The sequence below is a fragment of the Spirosoma profusum genome (genome assembly GCF_014699005.1).
Classification (GTDB): domain Bacteria; phylum Bacteroidota; class Bacteroidia; order Cytophagales; family Spirosomataceae; genus Spirosoma; species Spirosoma profusum.
This window is the reverse complement of the sequence record NZ_JACWZY010000052.1, coordinates 1-13,714: the sequence shown is the minus strand read 5'-3', so window position 1 is coordinate 13,714 and position 13,714 is coordinate 1. Positions and strand designations below refer to the sequence as shown.

15 protein-coding genes and 1 pseudogene are annotated in these 13,714 nt (G+C 48.5%); 10 read left to right on the top strand and 6 right to left on the bottom strand.

Annotation, left to right across the window (positions count from 1 at the left end):
* Positions 1-271 precede the first annotated feature (271 nt).
* Together IC229_RS32260 and IC229_RS32255 are read left to right on the top strand one after the other, a co-directional pair.
* Positions 272-700, top strand: coding sequence for an antitoxin Xre/MbcA/ParS toxin-binding domain-containing protein (locus IC229_RS32260; protein WP_190892636.1), 429 nt, complete (start codon positions 272-274; stop codon positions 698-700).
* Positions 701-703: 3 nt separating this feature from the next.
* Positions 704-1,171, top strand: a complete 468-nt coding sequence (locus IC229_RS32255) for an RES family NAD+ phosphorylase (protein WP_190892635.1) — start codon at positions 704-706, stop codon at positions 1,169-1,171.
* 380 nt (positions 1,172-1,551) lie between these two features.
* On the opposite strand, the gene IC229_RS32250 is transcribed toward IC229_RS32255, so the two are convergent.
* The 5 genes from IC229_RS32250 to IC229_RS32230 all read right to left on the bottom strand — a co-directional run bounded on the left by IC229_RS32250 (position 1,552) and on the right by IC229_RS32230 (position 5,245).
* On the bottom strand, positions 1,552-2,157 hold the full coding sequence (locus tag IC229_RS32250; RefSeq protein WP_190892634.1) for a recombinase family protein: 606 nt from the start codon (positions 2,155-2,157) through the stop codon (positions 1,552-1,554).
* Between the two features lie 426 nt (positions 2,158-2,583).
* Entirely contained in the window at positions 2,584-3,009 is a 426-nt protein-coding gene (locus IC229_RS32245) for a hypothetical protein (protein WP_190892633.1), read from the bottom strand.
* Positions 3,010-3,038: 29 nt separating this feature from the next.
* Positions 3,039-3,416: a nuclear transport factor 2 family protein gene (locus IC229_RS32240; RefSeq protein WP_190892632.1), complete on the bottom strand. Its 378-nt coding sequence runs from the start codon at positions 3,414-3,416 to the stop codon at positions 3,039-3,041.
* Entirely contained in the window at positions 3,413-4,018 is a 606-nt protein-coding gene (locus IC229_RS32235) for a DUF1572 family protein (protein ID WP_190892631.1), read from the bottom strand. The genes IC229_RS32240 and IC229_RS32235 overlap by 4 nt, the downstream gene beginning before the upstream one ends.
* A gap of 39 nt (positions 4,019-4,057) precedes the next feature.
* Positions 4,058-5,245 carry an aminotransferase class V-fold PLP-dependent enzyme gene (locus IC229_RS32230; RefSeq protein ID WP_190892630.1) on the bottom strand — a complete coding sequence of 396 codons (1,188 nt, stop codon included), beginning with the start codon at positions 5,243-5,245 and terminating at the stop codon, positions 4,058-4,060.
* A 199-nt stretch (positions 5,246-5,444) separates the two neighbouring features.
* Here IC229_RS32230 and IC229_RS32225 point away from each other — a divergent pair, with 199 nt between their 5' ends.
* The 7 genes from IC229_RS32225 (at position 5,445) to IC229_RS32200 (ending at position 12,304) form a co-directional block, all read left to right on the top strand.
* The gene (locus IC229_RS32225) at positions 5,445-6,884 is read left to right on the top strand and encodes an aminotransferase-like domain-containing protein (protein ID WP_190892629.1); all 1,440 of its coding nucleotides are present in this window, start codon (positions 5,445-5,447) and stop codon (positions 6,882-6,884) included.
* Positions 6,881-7,420, top strand: coding sequence for a CocE/NonD family hydrolase (locus tag IC229_RS35990; protein ID WP_317171684.1), 540 nt, complete (start codon positions 6,881-6,883; stop codon positions 7,418-7,420). The genes IC229_RS32225 and IC229_RS35990 overlap by 4 nt, the downstream gene beginning before the upstream one ends.
* Complete coding sequence (locus IC229_RS32220; RefSeq protein ID WP_317171683.1) at positions 7,404-8,786, top strand: CocE/NonD family hydrolase; 1,383 nt, start codon at positions 7,404-7,406, stop codon at positions 8,784-8,786. The genes IC229_RS35990 and IC229_RS32220 overlap by 17 nt, the downstream gene beginning before the upstream one ends.
* A gap of 76 nt (positions 8,787-8,862) precedes the next feature.
* On the top strand, positions 8,863-9,642 hold the full coding sequence (locus IC229_RS32215) for a methyltransferase domain-containing protein (RefSeq protein WP_190892627.1): 780 nt from the start codon (positions 8,863-8,865) through the stop codon (positions 9,640-9,642).
* 9 nt (positions 9,643-9,651) lie between these two features.
* Positions 9,652-9,897: a ketopantoate reductase family protein gene (locus IC229_RS32210; protein WP_223834333.1), complete on the top strand. Its 246-nt coding sequence runs from the start codon at positions 9,652-9,654 to the stop codon at positions 9,895-9,897.
* Positions 9,898-9,999: 102 nt separating this feature from the next.
* Entirely contained in the window at positions 10,000-11,607 is a 1,608-nt protein-coding gene (locus IC229_RS32205; RefSeq protein ID WP_223834332.1) for an ISL3 family transposase, read from the top strand.
* Between the two features lie 151 nt (positions 11,608-11,758).
* Positions 11,759-12,304 carry a hypothetical protein gene (locus IC229_RS32200; RefSeq protein ID WP_190892625.1) on the top strand — a complete coding sequence of 182 codons (546 nt, stop codon included), beginning with the start codon at positions 11,759-11,761 and terminating at the stop codon, positions 12,302-12,304.
* Positions 12,305-12,467: 163 nt separating this feature from the next.
* Here IC229_RS32200 and IC229_RS32195 read toward each other — a convergent pair whose 3' ends face one another.
* Entirely contained in the window at positions 12,468-12,761 is a 294-nt protein-coding gene (locus IC229_RS32195; RefSeq protein WP_190892623.1) for a hypothetical protein, read from the bottom strand.
* A gap of 632 nt (positions 12,762-13,393) precedes the next feature.
* Between IC229_RS32195 and IC229_RS32190 the strand changes: the two are divergent.
* Positions 13,394-13,714, top strand: a pseudogene (locus IC229_RS32190) (IS701 family transposase); the annotation flags it as partial.

Genomic DNA, 13,714 nt, shown 5'->3' with positions numbered 1-13,714 from the left:
AGCAAATCATAACTTGACACACTTTACTGAACACTCTCCATATAACTGATTAACCCGTAATCATTCACGAAAAGATACAGTTTAATTATCAACCTGATTCGACTTGAGCTACTCTTTCTTGAAAGGCTTCTGACGTAGGGAAATGCCTTCCAGTAAGCTATAGTCATTGGGGCAACCTTTTCAAAGCAAGGCAAACTGGTTGACTCTGAAGGCCGACATGAACTTTATAAAGTGAACTTTTGTAGTTAGCTTAGTCTAAAAGTTCATTACTATGGCTCTAGCCTTACCCATCACTTTACTTAATCACTCACTCATGAGTAAACTCTTTAGCGAACAGGAGATTATCATCCGCAGTCGACAAAGGGTGCTGCGAACCGAAGCTGATCGGGTGGCTAAGCTTGTGGGGTTAACCGATAAAGAAATGGCCGCTGCTTTAGGCCTGTCAGCCTCCTATCTTCATCGTCTCAAGACGGAACAACGCATCAGTCAAGATGCCTCTGAGCGTCTTCTGCTGCTGGAGAATCTACTACGCCACGCCTTAGATACCTTTGAAGGGCGAACATCTACTGTTTTGGGTTGGTTAAGGACTCCCTTGCGAGAGCTAGACTATCAGACGCCTTTACAGACGCTGGATACCGTTACAGGCTACACACTGGTGGACCGTGTGCTAGGTCGGATCGATTATGGTATCTTTGGGTAAGAGATGGCCATAGTCTATCGAGTCGTACGGCAGAAATATGCTGATCGTCCCTTGGATATTACGGGAACGTGGCTAAACGGGGGACGCTGGAATCCTCCGGGTGTGGGAATCCTCTATACAGCTGAACACCCCGCTTTAGCCTTAGTTGAAATCTTAGTGCATATGCCGCAAGTGGCTTATGATGAACTGCCTGCGTATCGATTATTCAGTCTGGAGATTAGTGATGCTAGTCAACGAATCCTACAAGCAGCTGATCTCCCTTCTTATTGTCAGGAGAATACCTATAGCAGAAGCCAACAGATTCTAGTCCAGTGGTTAGCGAAGCCTGATGTCTTAGCGCTGGGAGTACCTTCTTCAGTGATGCCGGATGGTCTCAACTACTTACTGCATCCGGCTCATGCCAGCTATGAATTGATTCGGATCGTTGACGAGAAACCATTAGTGATTGATCCGCGCTTGTGGTCTAGGTAACCGACTGATTAGGTGAAGGGTAAGTTTAATCGAATTGCCGATGAGCTGGCAATGATGAATCAAATTAAACACGACATCACGACAACGGTTCTGCACTATGATCGTTGAAAGCATTCCGTACCCATAATACAGCTGGTAAATTAGTCTCTAAAAGAAGTGGGCTGCATTTCTACAACTCCACAACATGCGTGGCTGTTGCATAACTCACTTCAATAGTTAGGGAATAATGGAATTAAGGCAATTCAAGGTATTTCGTTGACTAAATGGCTGATTTCAGAACCAACCAGCAACCAGATTTGCGGACAAACCATGTTTTAAAATAGTTGTGCAACAGCTACGCACGTTTAATAAATGTTAAATGACAGATTTCTGCTTCTTTTCTAAGATATAGAAACTGAACTTTGATCTGAAGCGCCTATTTCAACCCCTCGTTGGCGGAGGTACTTATATAAAGTGGTTTTAGAGAAGTGTAATTCGCGGGCGATTTGTTCGACGGAGTACTTGGCCTCTTTGTAAAGGCTTTCACCAATGCGGGCTTTCTGCTCAGCCGCTTTGGAAAGCTCTTTGCGTCGACCTAAAAGTTGACCCCGTCGACGAGCGGAAGCGAGCCCCGCTAAGGTACGTTCACGAATCACCTCTCGCTCGAACTCGGCTAAACTGGCAAAAATGCGAAAGACCAGTCGGCCTTGAGCCGTAGTGGTGTCAATTGGATCGTTTAGACTAACTAAGCCAACATGTTGCTCCTCTAACTGAGTCATAACCTCGATCAAGTGATTCAGGGGACGGCCCAGTCGATCCAACTTCCAAATCACCAACGTATCCCCTTCTCGGATGAGTTCGAGTAACCTGTTCAATTCAGGCCGTTCGATTTTACTTCCACTGGCTTTCTCCTGAAAAATTTTTGAGCAGCCAGTTGCTTTAAGGGCATCAAGCTGAAGTGCCAGGTTTTGATCTTGCGTAGAGACTCGGGCGTAACCTAACTTCATGACAAAATAGGGACTATCTCATGTAAAAGATATGAGAAGTGAGAAATCTATTTTCAATCCAGCAAGCAGGTTGTGAGCGTTGAAGTTACAGAATTATCAGGTTGGTAATGCTAAACTTAAAAAGCATGTGACTGCTCCGTATAACTGAAGGGATTATCCTTTAGTCGTTCTTGGCTGAAATCGTTCACGAAAAGGTTACATTCCCTGGTCAATCACTATGAATAGTACAAGTTATGAAGAGCCAAGCAGTTTTCAATTCTAAGAACCGTATAACAGAAAAATGCAAAATGTAGCATAAATAACGCACCTGATCAATTGAAGGATGAATTTGCGAGAGTTCAAATCTGATGGCTCAGTTGATAACACATGAACATAGAAGCGTTCCCGAAAAATAGTCAGGAATCGCCATCAGTAAGAGCTAAGCACCTAGTTTATTTCTGCCCCATAATAGTTTTCCCGTTGAATAATAGTGCCGTTGAGGCCGTTAAGCATCGCTAACTGTCCAATGTGTGAGGCCAGATCTAAAAGTGGTCCCTGTAGTCGTTCACAAACGTCATCCTCAATCAGGTTGGATTCTATTGTTGTCCGCAGCTCTCCGAGTCCATCTATTAATCGGTCCCGTTCAGGCTCAAACGGTAAAACCTCAGGTATCGGACAGTTAAAATGACCTTGTTGAATCATCATTATAGTTTTGACGGTCAGATCATACATATGATTCAGGATTTCATTCGGACTTCGGGTATGTGGGCTTAGTTTATACCCGGCAAAGCTGTCGGTTGAGCCAGTGGTCGCTTTGATGAACCGATAGGCTAACACTTTGACGGCATGGGCTAACAAGGCATTAGCGCTCATAAAAAGTGGAATTTAGCTGGAGGTGCGACTTATAGGGCTACTCGGGAGTTGTCCAAGGTATAGTGGCAGAACACCTTCTGTGCCTGGCCGCGCTCATTCAATTGAAAGACTTCGCTAGCTAGTCGGCCATTTACTGACGTGTAATAGAGAACCATCGTGTGCATACCTACAAAAACATGGTGCAGGGTAAAATGCAGGTCGGGGTAGGTGCTCAGGCCTACTTGAAAATAGCGTTCCAGATCACCTTTGCTGGTGATACAGCCTGTTTCATTAAACGTTAGCAGCGGAATGAAAGGCGAATAAAATTCCAGCTCATCGGCATAGTGCGCCATAATGGCGTCCAGGTCATGAGCATTAAAGGCACCGATCCACTCATCGGCAAAATGAAGGGCTTGTTCCTGGGTCATAGTGTTGATTCTGTGGTTGATCCGTTCGTATCAATCAGTTTATCCGACTTTACATATTCAGTCGTAAAGTGTTCTTTACGTTTCGGCTGAGCAAATTTTTGAGCGTTATACTGACCAGATTCACCTCTTGGAATCGATAGTGACGTCCAGTTTTGGGTCAGCATTTTCCCCAGAAATACCAGTTGACCAATGTGATAGGGATAATGGGCTAACTGCCGGTTGATGGCTTCCAGCACCGTATGACCCTGATTTCGGATATATATGGTTTTTCTTAGGTCTTCTTCCCGTAGCGATTGGAGCGTATCAAGAAGTATGCGCCAACCTTCATCCCATTTCTGAAGCAATTCGGCTCGGGACTGAATATCATTAGTAAACTCGCCCTCCCGGTCACGCCAGCTTTTTTCTCCATCGGTGGTTAGAAAATCTGTCCAACGACTTACCATGTTACCCCAAAGGTGCTTTACCAGGATGGCAATGCTGTTGCTCTCCGCGTTGTATTGCCAGAAGAGGGCATCATCAGGGAGTTGAGCTAGTGTTTTTTCGCCCAGTAATCTATAATACTCAAACTGGCGGATCGCGCTTTGTAGATAATCGCTCTGCATCGGGGAATTGGTTAAATTAATCTCGATTTTCGGAAAAGCTTAACGTAAAAAATGAGCCATCAAATCGACCACCTCATCCATTTCATCCAGCGTGTTAAAATAGTGGGGCGAAAGTCGAACCAGCGAGTCTATACCTTTCCGTCCAAAATCGATTAGGGCAGAACCTGGGTACTGCGTAGTGAACACCACTCGACCGTGTCGCAAAGCGGCCTCAAGCGCTGATAACGGGTGATGAGCCGTGTGAAAGGTTAGCAGGTTGCTTTGGCAGGAACCCCAATCCAGTAAGGTAATCCCGTCAAGCTGTTCTAGGCCTGTTCGGAGCCGGTGCATCAGCCGTTGGTTCTGCTGGGCAATAGCCTCTATACCGACCAGATTGGCATACCCGACCGCTTCGGCTAACCCGACACTCAGCAGCGAAATCTCCTGGGGTTCAAACCGGCGGGCACCCAACTGTAAGGCATAGGTGTCTGGCTCAGTCCAGGTAGCGGCTCGTCGATCAACAAATAGGGGAGAAAGGCCAGCCGTCAGCACCCGATCCGAAACATACAAAAAACCTGTGTTCCGTGGTCCACGCAGAAACTTACGGCCCGTGGCGACCAGAAAGTCAGGCTGAATACGGGCAACGTCGAGCGGTAACTGCCCCACCGACTGAGCCGCATCCAGTAAATACCAGACACCGTATTGCTGGCACAGTTTGCCTACTTCCTCCGCCGGAAGTACCAGCCCAGAGTTGGTTGGGATGTGCGTTATCGCCACTAGGACTGGCTGGTGTGTGCGGATCAACTCCTCGGCATGCGTCAAATCCAGGTCGCCATTGGGCAGGTTATGAATTCGAAGTAATTGAATGCCTAACCGCTGCTGCATGGAGAGAAAGGCTAGCTGGTTAGACACGTAATCATTCGTCGTAGTCAAAATGGTATCACCTTCCCGAAACGGAATGGCCGATAGGGCCTGAAATGTGGCATAGGTAGCGCTGTAGGCAAACGCAATATGTTCGGGCCGGGTGTTCAATAGGTGGGCGGTTTCCTCGTAAAATCGGCCAATCTGTGCCTGGCGTACCCGTTCGACCTCATAACCACCTAATTGGGTTTCCAACTGCAGATAATCCTGCATCGCCTTTACGACGGGCTGCGGCATTAGGGAAGCGCCGGCACTATTGAGAAACAGGCTATTCTGGCAGCCTGGCGTATCGGCTCGTAGTTGAGCGGCAGTAAGTTGGGATTGCATAGTGCAAAAAAAAGCCACAAGGATGTACGGAAACAGATACACTTTCCTAGTTACGGAACCATACAGATTGCCTGGAGAAGTATTGGGAAAACCCCAGAAACTGTACGGGCTAATTTGGCGAAATCTGTATGGTAATCCGTACAGACGGGACGACTACTTTTGTCGGGTAAATCAAAATGAGTAGCATTCCATCTCGTCTATGCGTGTATCGACTCCCAGGTATCAGCAGATCGCTCGTCAATTAGGCACTAAGTTACGAGGGGGTACGCTTGCGGAGGGCGACAAGCTCCCATCCGTGCGTATGCTTAGCCAGGAACTGGGCGTTAGCATCAATACCGTTCAGCAAGCCTATTATTGTCTGGAAGCCGAAGGATTGGTCGAGGCCCGTCCTCAGTCGGGCTACTACGTCCGAACGCTGATCGAGCGGTTGGGTACTGTGCCACGCCGATCGACACCTCAGGCTATAGCTAACCAGCCGCTTCAATCGGATCAGGAGTTGATTCTGTTGAGATTGATGCACCAGCAGCGGCAACCCGGCTGGCTTCCTTTTTCACTGAGTGTACCTGCCCCCTCGCTATTGCCGGTTACTAAGTTAATGAAGGCGCTCCAGCAGGCTCAGCGCGAACTGCCCCACGGTGGAATCGAGTACGAGTTGATCACGGGCAATGCGGCTTTACGTCGGCAGATTGCCCGGTATGCGCTGTTCTGGGGTAGTCAGCTAACCGACGAAGAGATCATTACAACGGAGGGGTGCACAGCCGCCCTGACCTTATGCCTGAAGGCCATTACCCAGCCGGGCGATACCGTTGCCGTAGAAAGCCCAATCTATTTTGGCATCCTTCAAACGATTCTCTCACTGGGCCTGAAGGTACTCGAACTACCGACTGACGCCCTGACGGGCGTTGATCTGAACGTACTGGAACGTCATTTGCAAGCCGGACAGGTACAGGCTTGTTTGCTGGTACCCAACTTCAGCAACCCGCTTGGCTGCTGTATGCCAAATGCCCATAAACAACGGCTGGTGCAGTTGATGGAAACCTATCAGGTACCCCTCATTGAAGATGATCTCTACGGCGACCTTCATTTTGGCCCGGATCGCCCACTCCCCTGTAAAGCTTTCGACCGGCAGGGGCTGGTCTTATGGTGTGGGTCCGTCAGTAAAACCCTGGCTCCTGGTTACCGGGTGGGGTGGGTAGCGCCAGGACGCTATTTTGACGCGTTGCTTCAGGTTAAGCGGTACCAGGCCGGGTTCTCACCGGGTATCACCCAGCAGGCCGTCGCTAATTTTCTGGCCAACGACCGGTATGAATTGCATTTGCGTCGGCTCCGGCAGCAGCTGAAAAGCAACTGCCAACGCTACCAGCAGACGATTCGGGCCCATTTCCCTGCTGGCACGCGCATCAGCGAACCACAAGGTGGCTTCACTTTATGGGTAGAAACCGATGCCCGGGTTGATACGCTGGTGCTTGCCGATCAACTGGCTCCGTATAAAATCAGCATCATGCCGGGCCGTTTATTTAGTCTTCAGCCGCAGTACGCCAACTGTATGCGGCTTAGCTACGGCCTGCCCTTTGACGAACGCGTGGCCTGGGGGCTGCAAACGATTGGACAGCTTATTCACCAACAGGTAAGGACTTGAAACCTCTACACTGGCGAGCGGTTTGGATGATCGCAGCGTTTACCACTTTTTTATCGATATGGCTGTCTACAGCTGCCTGTCTGGCAAATACAGTGCGCGAACAGTATCAAAAAGTTGAATACCAGATCCCCATGCGCGATGGCGTTAAACTATACACCGCCGTTTATGTGCCCCGCTGTGCGTCGACCAGGAATACCTACCCATTTCTGATGCAACGGACTTGTTTTGGGTCGACGCCGTATGGTCCCCAGCAGTATAAAGACGCCCTGGGACCATCGCCCACGCTACAGGCCGATGGGTACATTTTTGTCTATCAGGATGTACGCGGCCGATGGGCTTCCGAAGGGCATTGGACCAACATGACGCCGGTTGTCAGTGACCGCCCGAATCCATCAACCGCTAGCGCGATCGACGAAAGTACGGATACATATGACACTATTGACTGGCTACTCAGCCACGTACCTTATCATACACGGTCGGGTCGGATTGTGGGGCATGAGCTATGCGGGGTTTTACGCCATGGCGGGTTCGATTAACGCGCATCCGGCCCTGAAAGCATCATCCCCCCAAGCACCGATTGCCGATTTTTTTCGGGAAGATATTCACCACAATGGAGCCTTCACGCAGGTGGCGTTATTAGCTTATCCATTATTTGGTAACGGTCCAGCTAGTCCAACCACAACACCCTGGTTCCTCAAGGACTGGATACAAACGGGAGACCAGACCGAATTTACGTGGCACCAGCAGCTGGGTCCGTTGGCCAACGCCCGGCAGTATCTAGCCCGAAATGTGTTTTGGCAGCAAACGGTGGCGCATCCTACTTACGATCAATTCTGGCAGGAACGTAACATTCTGCCTCATCTGCAGCACATTCGGCCCGCGATGTTAGTCGTTGGGGGCTGGTTCGATGCCGAAGACCTGTACGGGCCACTGAGTATTTACAAAACGCTGGCTCAAAAAAGTCCGGAATCGCGGCCAATGCTGGTGATGGGGCCGTTTGGCCATCGGGGCTGGTCGGAAGAAACAGGCCATACCCTGCACAATGATCTATATTTTGGCGACAGTCTGGCGACCTATTACCAACGCACCATTGAAGCCCCCTTTTTTCACCATTATCTGAAAGGGGCTGGTGACGGCAAAACGGGGCTACCTAACGTCTATCTGTTCGATACAGGGTTAAAGGGCTGGCGAACCTTTTCTAGCTGGCCCGCATCGACCAGCCGTTCGTTAAGGTGGTATTTAACGTCCAATGGTCAGCTAAGCGCGCAGACAACTAAGCCCATTCGCTTTCAGGAATATACCAGTAATCCAGCTCATCCTGTTCCTTATAGCGAAGCGAGCCTGACGGCTGAACCCGATTTCAGTGCATTGGCCAGCTATATGTCGGCCGATCAGCGGTTTGCCAGCGAACGACCCGACGTACTGACGTTTAAAACGGACATTCTGCCGGAGAATCTGACCGTAGGCGGAGCGATAACAGTCCGGCTGAAAGTTAGTACCACGGGTACCGATGCCGACTGGGTCGTGAAGCTGATTGATGTGTATCCACCCGACGAACCCAATCACCCCTATTTGCCCAACCCCAACAGGCAGTTAGCGAACTATCAGCAGCTGGTCAGGGCTGATGTTATGCGTGGACGGTTTCGCCATAGCTTTGAGAAGCCGGAGCCCTTTACAACGAATCAGATTACGGAGGTAACCTTCCCGCTTCAGGATGTACTGCACACCTTTAAAAAAGGGCATCGGGTCATGATTCAGGTGCAAAGCAGTTGGTTTCCGCTGATCGATCTAAATCCGCAAACGTTCGTGGAAAATATCTATAAAGCGCGAAACACGGATTTTAAACCGGCACGTCATCGGCTGTACAGTGACTCATTCGTGGAAGTTTCTTGGTTACCCTAACAAATGCGTTTATTGACCAGAATGATACGTTATGTCCAACGACTGTCTATCCATAATTACTAGTCATTCATCGTCCATGAATCCATCGAATCGCTCCTGGAATGCAGATCTTTATCAGCAAAAACACGCCTTTGTCTTTCATTTTGGGGTAGACGTATTGAAGTTACTTGACCCACAGCCGGGTGAACGCATCCTTGACCTTGGCTGCGGTACTGGAGAACTTACCGCCCGAATCGCCGAACGTGGGGCCGAAGTCATCGGTCTGGATGCCTCGCTTTCCATGATTGCCAAAGCCCGGGAGTCTTTTCCCCATCTCAGCTTTCAGCAGGGTGATGCCCGAGATTTTGGTACGGATCAGCCGTTCGATGCTCTGTTTAGCAATGCTACACTCCACTGGATCAACGAAACAGAGCAACCATCCGTCCTGGCGGCTGTTTTCAACGCGCTCAAACCGGGCGGTCGTTTCGTCGCTGAACTGGGAGGTCGGGGTAACGTAGCACGCATTCTGAACGCATTAGCGAATGCCTTGACTGAGTTGGGCAAGAAACAACCGGTAAATCTGAATTTCTTTCCGAGCGTTGGCGAGTACACAACGACGCTGGAGACGGCTGGTTTTTCCATCACGCTAGCGCAGTTTTTTGACCGGGACACCCCGCTGACTGATCCGGAAACCGGGCTAAGTGACTGGATTACCATGTTTCGAGGGGACCTTTTGACCGCTCTCTCTGATCAAGACCGACAAACCGTATTAGCGACCGTAAACAACCAGCTTCGCCCCACCAATTTTCGCGACGGACACTGGTTCGCTGACTATAAACGCCTTCGTTTTGTCGCCGTAAAACCACTTGAATCCTAATCTCATTTCATGCAAAAGCCTATCTACATTATTGGCGTCGGTGCCATTGGTATGACCTTAGCTGTGTTGCTGAAGCAGGCAGGTAAAGAAGTTATCCTGATTCGTGGGCGTCAGGCTAGGCGGTCGGAAACCGACGGCGTCAAGATAATCCTTGATTGTACTGACGGAATTACCCTGGAGGCCACCGTTCCCATTTCGACACTGAACCAGTTTATAGTATTAGATGGGGTTGTTTTGCTGACCACAAAGGCATGAGTATTTCGAAGTAAACTGGTTCAGCGTCACTTTAGGTGAATCCTGGTAGTTTTCTTGGTTGAAGGGGGTATGGACCTGTCCCCACTCTTACCTCCAGGATTCTTGTTCTGCAACCAGCAATTCGCTGACGACTCCCTGGTTATTGGGATGATCGCCACCGATGCGGTTGGTACTTGCCCGCTCTGTCAGACGCCCACCAACCGAGTGCATAGTTTCTACCAGCGCACCTTGGCCGACCTACCTATGAGTGGTAAACGCATCAAGCTCCAAGTGCGGCTGCGCAAGTTTTTCTGCCCACTAGCCGACTGTCCTCGCAAAGTATTTGCTCAATTATGCCATTCGGTCTGCAAGCCCTATGCTCGACGACTTACCAGAGCGGATCAACAGATCCAGACCATTGGCTTACAGGCTGGTGCCAAGCCGGGGGCTCGCTTATGCCATACTATTGGCCAGTCGGTTAGTGCCTCGACCCTCCTGCGTGTCATCCGCAAAACCCCACGGCCGGTAATGGAAACCCCCAAGCGATTAGGCGTTGATGATTTCGCATTCAAGAAAGGGCGGAACTATGGCACGATTCTAATTGATCTAGACGGGCATAAACCCATCGACCTGTTACCGGATCGAGACGGGAAGACGCTGGAGAATTGGCTTTGGGAACATCCTGGCATTGAGTTGGTAACTCGTGATCGGTCGAGTGTGTATGCCAGTGCTATCGCCACCGCTTGTCCTGATGCTGTTCAAGTGGCTGACCGGTGGCATTTGCTCAAAAACCTATCCGAAGCGGTTGAGCGGTTTTTGGATACTCAGCGGCCTGCCATCCAGGAAGCGGCTCTGGCAAGTGCTCAGCCATCAGACAATCAAGACGTTACAACTGTTGAGGCCTTAACAGAAACGGATTTACCACAACCCACCACCGAGCGACCAGTCCTTTCATCAACCCAAGACCAGCCAATACCTACTGAGAAACGGTATGCCGTTTACCAACGGACGAAAGAATTGCAGCGAGAGGGGCATGGTATCCGGGCCGTCGCCCGCCATTTGGGAACGGCTCGTAATACCATTAAGCAGTATTTTCGACAAGACCAATTCGTACCTCGCCCCAAGCCAAAGCGATCGAACCTGCTGACCTATGAAGCTTACCTGCGAAAGCGTTGGTTAGAGGGAGAAACCAATGTCAAAGTACTCCTAGAGGAGATTAAAGCCCAGGGCTACAATGGAGAATACACGATCCTGACCACCTTCTTAGCGGATTATCCGCGCTTAGCCCAAGTACCCGCCCTACCGCCTGCTCAAAAAGGAGTTCGTTACTCTAGCCGCCAAGTAAGTCGGTTCTTGGGGCAGCCCGAATGCGATTGGCCGGAGAGGGAGCGGGCCTTTTTGGGTCAACTGGTAGGCCAAAACGAGGCTATCCGTCAGGTGCGCGACTTAAGTTTGCGTTTCAAGGTGATGATCAAGGACAAAAAGCCCGATGATTTGGCGCAGTGGTGTCAGGAAGCAAGTGCCTCGGCCGGGTTGAGCAATTTTGTGAAGGGTCTTCGTCAAGATTATGCAGCGGTGGAGCAAGCTATTGGCTCCGTTTGGAGTAATGGCCAGACGGAGGGGCAGGTAAATCGGCTCAAAACGCTAAAACGGCAGATGTACGGCAAAGCCAGTTTCGATCTGCTACGCATCCGGGTATTGGCCCGAACTAGGACTGGTCCCCCAAATTGACGCTGAACCAGCATCATCTCCGTAATACATACCTGGTTTATTGACTCGTGAATGGGGCATTTATTGCGACAAGCAATTAGAGTATGATTCCACTCTGTCTATGCTTAACAAAAGGTGAGCAATAAATCAGATAAGCACTTATTTATTCGGAATGGATACTAAAATTGAAAACGCTCTTCAACATTTAAACCAGCTAAGAGTAAATAACTCTGCCATAAAACTAGAAAATTATGAAAACAGCTATAATCTGATTTTAAACGCTTTGCCAGAATTGGGAGGGGAAGAGGTCAAGGCTGTGTCCAAGAGGATGTTGATGTTTCTAACTAATGAGAATATCGGCCCTGTTTACATGAATCAGATTCCAACTGATATAAGCGGCTACCTAGCAGAAAAACACTTATTGGCAATAAGTGATATAACCAACTTATTTGTAGATCTATCAAATCATTTTATAACACAGGCGGATCAATGGATCGGTGAGGTTTATTATTATGGGTACATTCTATATGCATCTCGCCAGGATTATCCACTAAGTGAAGTAAAACAAGGATTACTTGGCAGTACCTCAGAGGCCGTGATAAATTTCAGAGCGATTTTACAAAGGCTTTACGACCCAACCGATGATTGGGAAGAAGCGAAGGATAAAATACATTCAATCATTCAATTAATTGATTTTGAAATATTACCGCGCTTGTAAAGTATAGTTAATTCCTAATTCTCATGAAAGGCTCCATTTTTGGGATTAGGATTTAATCATATGATAACTGCCATTACCCCCCTCTGAATTTTGACCGCGTTTCTTTTTAACTGGACTAGCGGTCGTGAACTGTCTTACTTATAAAGATTTTACCTACCCCTCCCTATAAGTCAATTTCGTAGCGCGTCCCTTTGCGGTAGTCAATTCCGGCCTGTATTCGCGCGGTTGGTTTAATTACCTGGCTAAGGGAAAACAACAGCATTTGTCTCTCTTCAAGACTTTGATACTTTTTAATGACACGTAGTGGGTTGTTGAATTGATTGGTGTAGGCATTGCGGATGTTATGCGCCATGTAATAGCACTGTTTGTCAAGCGTTGCTCCGGCCTGTTTCACGGTCAAAAACTGAGTGGCTACGTTGTCGAACGCGGGGCGGTCGTTGTCGTATAGGTTCCTCAACTGAGTGGCAGAAAAAAACCGTTGATGTGGACGCGGGGATTTATGACAATATTCGTAATAGGACAGACAACGCTCCCCGGCGGTGGTGGCTGGGCAGGTTTATCTCTGTCACGAATTAACTCAGATCCGCTTTTTAAATGGATTGATCAGGTAGTAATTATGCCTGCCTCAAATGGATTACAGAACTGGTAGTGGACCATTCTCCCATTAATTAGAACACATTTAATCAATCCTACCTGGTTGGATGTTATTAAATGTTCATCCTGGACCACTCGACTAAAATGAACATTTCACGTGATGTCTTCGATCAAAAACCTTTTTTCATTAAACAAGGAGCTTTACAAGCATGGGGGGTATTTCTCACCAAGCGAGTGGATCTAAGTCGGGTACGGGAGCTGTATAGTTTCAGTAATTTCTTCGCCGAACTATGCTTTAATAAAGTAACAGGAAAGCCAACTTGTGCATGTTCATTTAGCAGCTCTCAGCGGATAGAGCTGTATTTGGAAGAGCTAAACTTAACGGAGTTGTCAACAACTGATTTAAAATAAAATTCTCAACTATAGTCATATAGGATATAATTGAGAATTTTATGTAAGACTTTCGCAGACAGATAAAAATGGTTAATTTTTGAGATGACAACAACTCGCGAGTTATACTGCCAGTACTTACTCTCTAGTCAGATTAACTATACCTGCACCAATCTGGCCGATCACTTTGCCGATCTTTCTCACGATGATGTTCATCGATACCTCAAAGAAGAAAAACTCACTCCCCGACTGTTGTGGGAGAAAGTCAGTCCACTTTTTAGCAGTCGACTCGAAGGCTATGTGATCTTTGATGACATAGTGCTGGAAAAGATTCATGCTACTAAAATCCAAGGAATTAGGCGACAATACTCTGGTAATCAACACGGTATCATCAAGGGTATTGGTGTGGTTAACTGCGTTTATTTT

Bases quoted from the DNA above. Each gene is read 5' to 3' on its own strand.
- IC229_RS32230 (WP_190892630.1), bottom strand. From the start codon at position 5,245: ATGCAATCCCAACTTACTGCCGCTCAACTACGAGCCGATACGCCAGGC.
- IC229_RS32240 (WP_190892632.1), bottom strand. From the start codon at position 3,416: ATGACCCAGGAACAAGCCCTTCATTTTGCCGATGAGTGGATCGGTGCC.
- IC229_RS32225 (WP_190892629.1), top strand. From the start codon at position 5,445: ATGCGTGTATCGACTCCCAGGTATCAGCAGATCGCTCGTCAATTAGGC.
- IC229_RS32245 (WP_190892633.1), bottom strand. From the start codon at position 3,009: ATGAGCGCTAATGCCTTGTTAGCCCATGCCGTCAAAGTGTTAGCCTAT.
- IC229_RS32220 (WP_317171683.1), top strand. From the start codon at position 7,404: ATGGCGGGTTCGATTAACGCGCATCCGGCCCTGAAAGCATCATCCCCC.
- IC229_RS32255 (WP_190892635.1), top strand. From the start codon at position 704: ATGGCCATAGTCTATCGAGTCGTACGGCAGAAATATGCTGATCGTCCC.
- IC229_RS32200 (WP_190892625.1), top strand. From the start codon at position 11,759: ATGGATACTAAAATTGAAAACGCTCTTCAACATTTAAACCAGCTAAGA.
- IC229_RS32210 (WP_223834333.1), top strand. From the start codon at position 9,652: ATGCAAAAGCCTATCTACATTATTGGCGTCGGTGCCATTGGTATGACC.
- IC229_RS32260 (WP_190892636.1), top strand. From the start codon at position 272: ATGGCTCTAGCCTTACCCATCACTTTACTTAATCACTCACTCATGAGT.
- IC229_RS32250 (WP_190892634.1), bottom strand. From the start codon at position 2,157: ATGAAGTTAGGTTACGCCCGAGTCTCTACGCAAGATCAAAACCTGGCA.
- IC229_RS32235 (WP_190892631.1), bottom strand. From the start codon at position 4,018: ATGCAGAGCGATTATCTACAAAGCGCGATCCGCCAGTTTGAGTATTAT.
- IC229_RS32215 (WP_190892627.1), top strand. From the start codon at position 8,863: ATGAATCCATCGAATCGCTCCTGGAATGCAGATCTTTATCAGCAAAAA.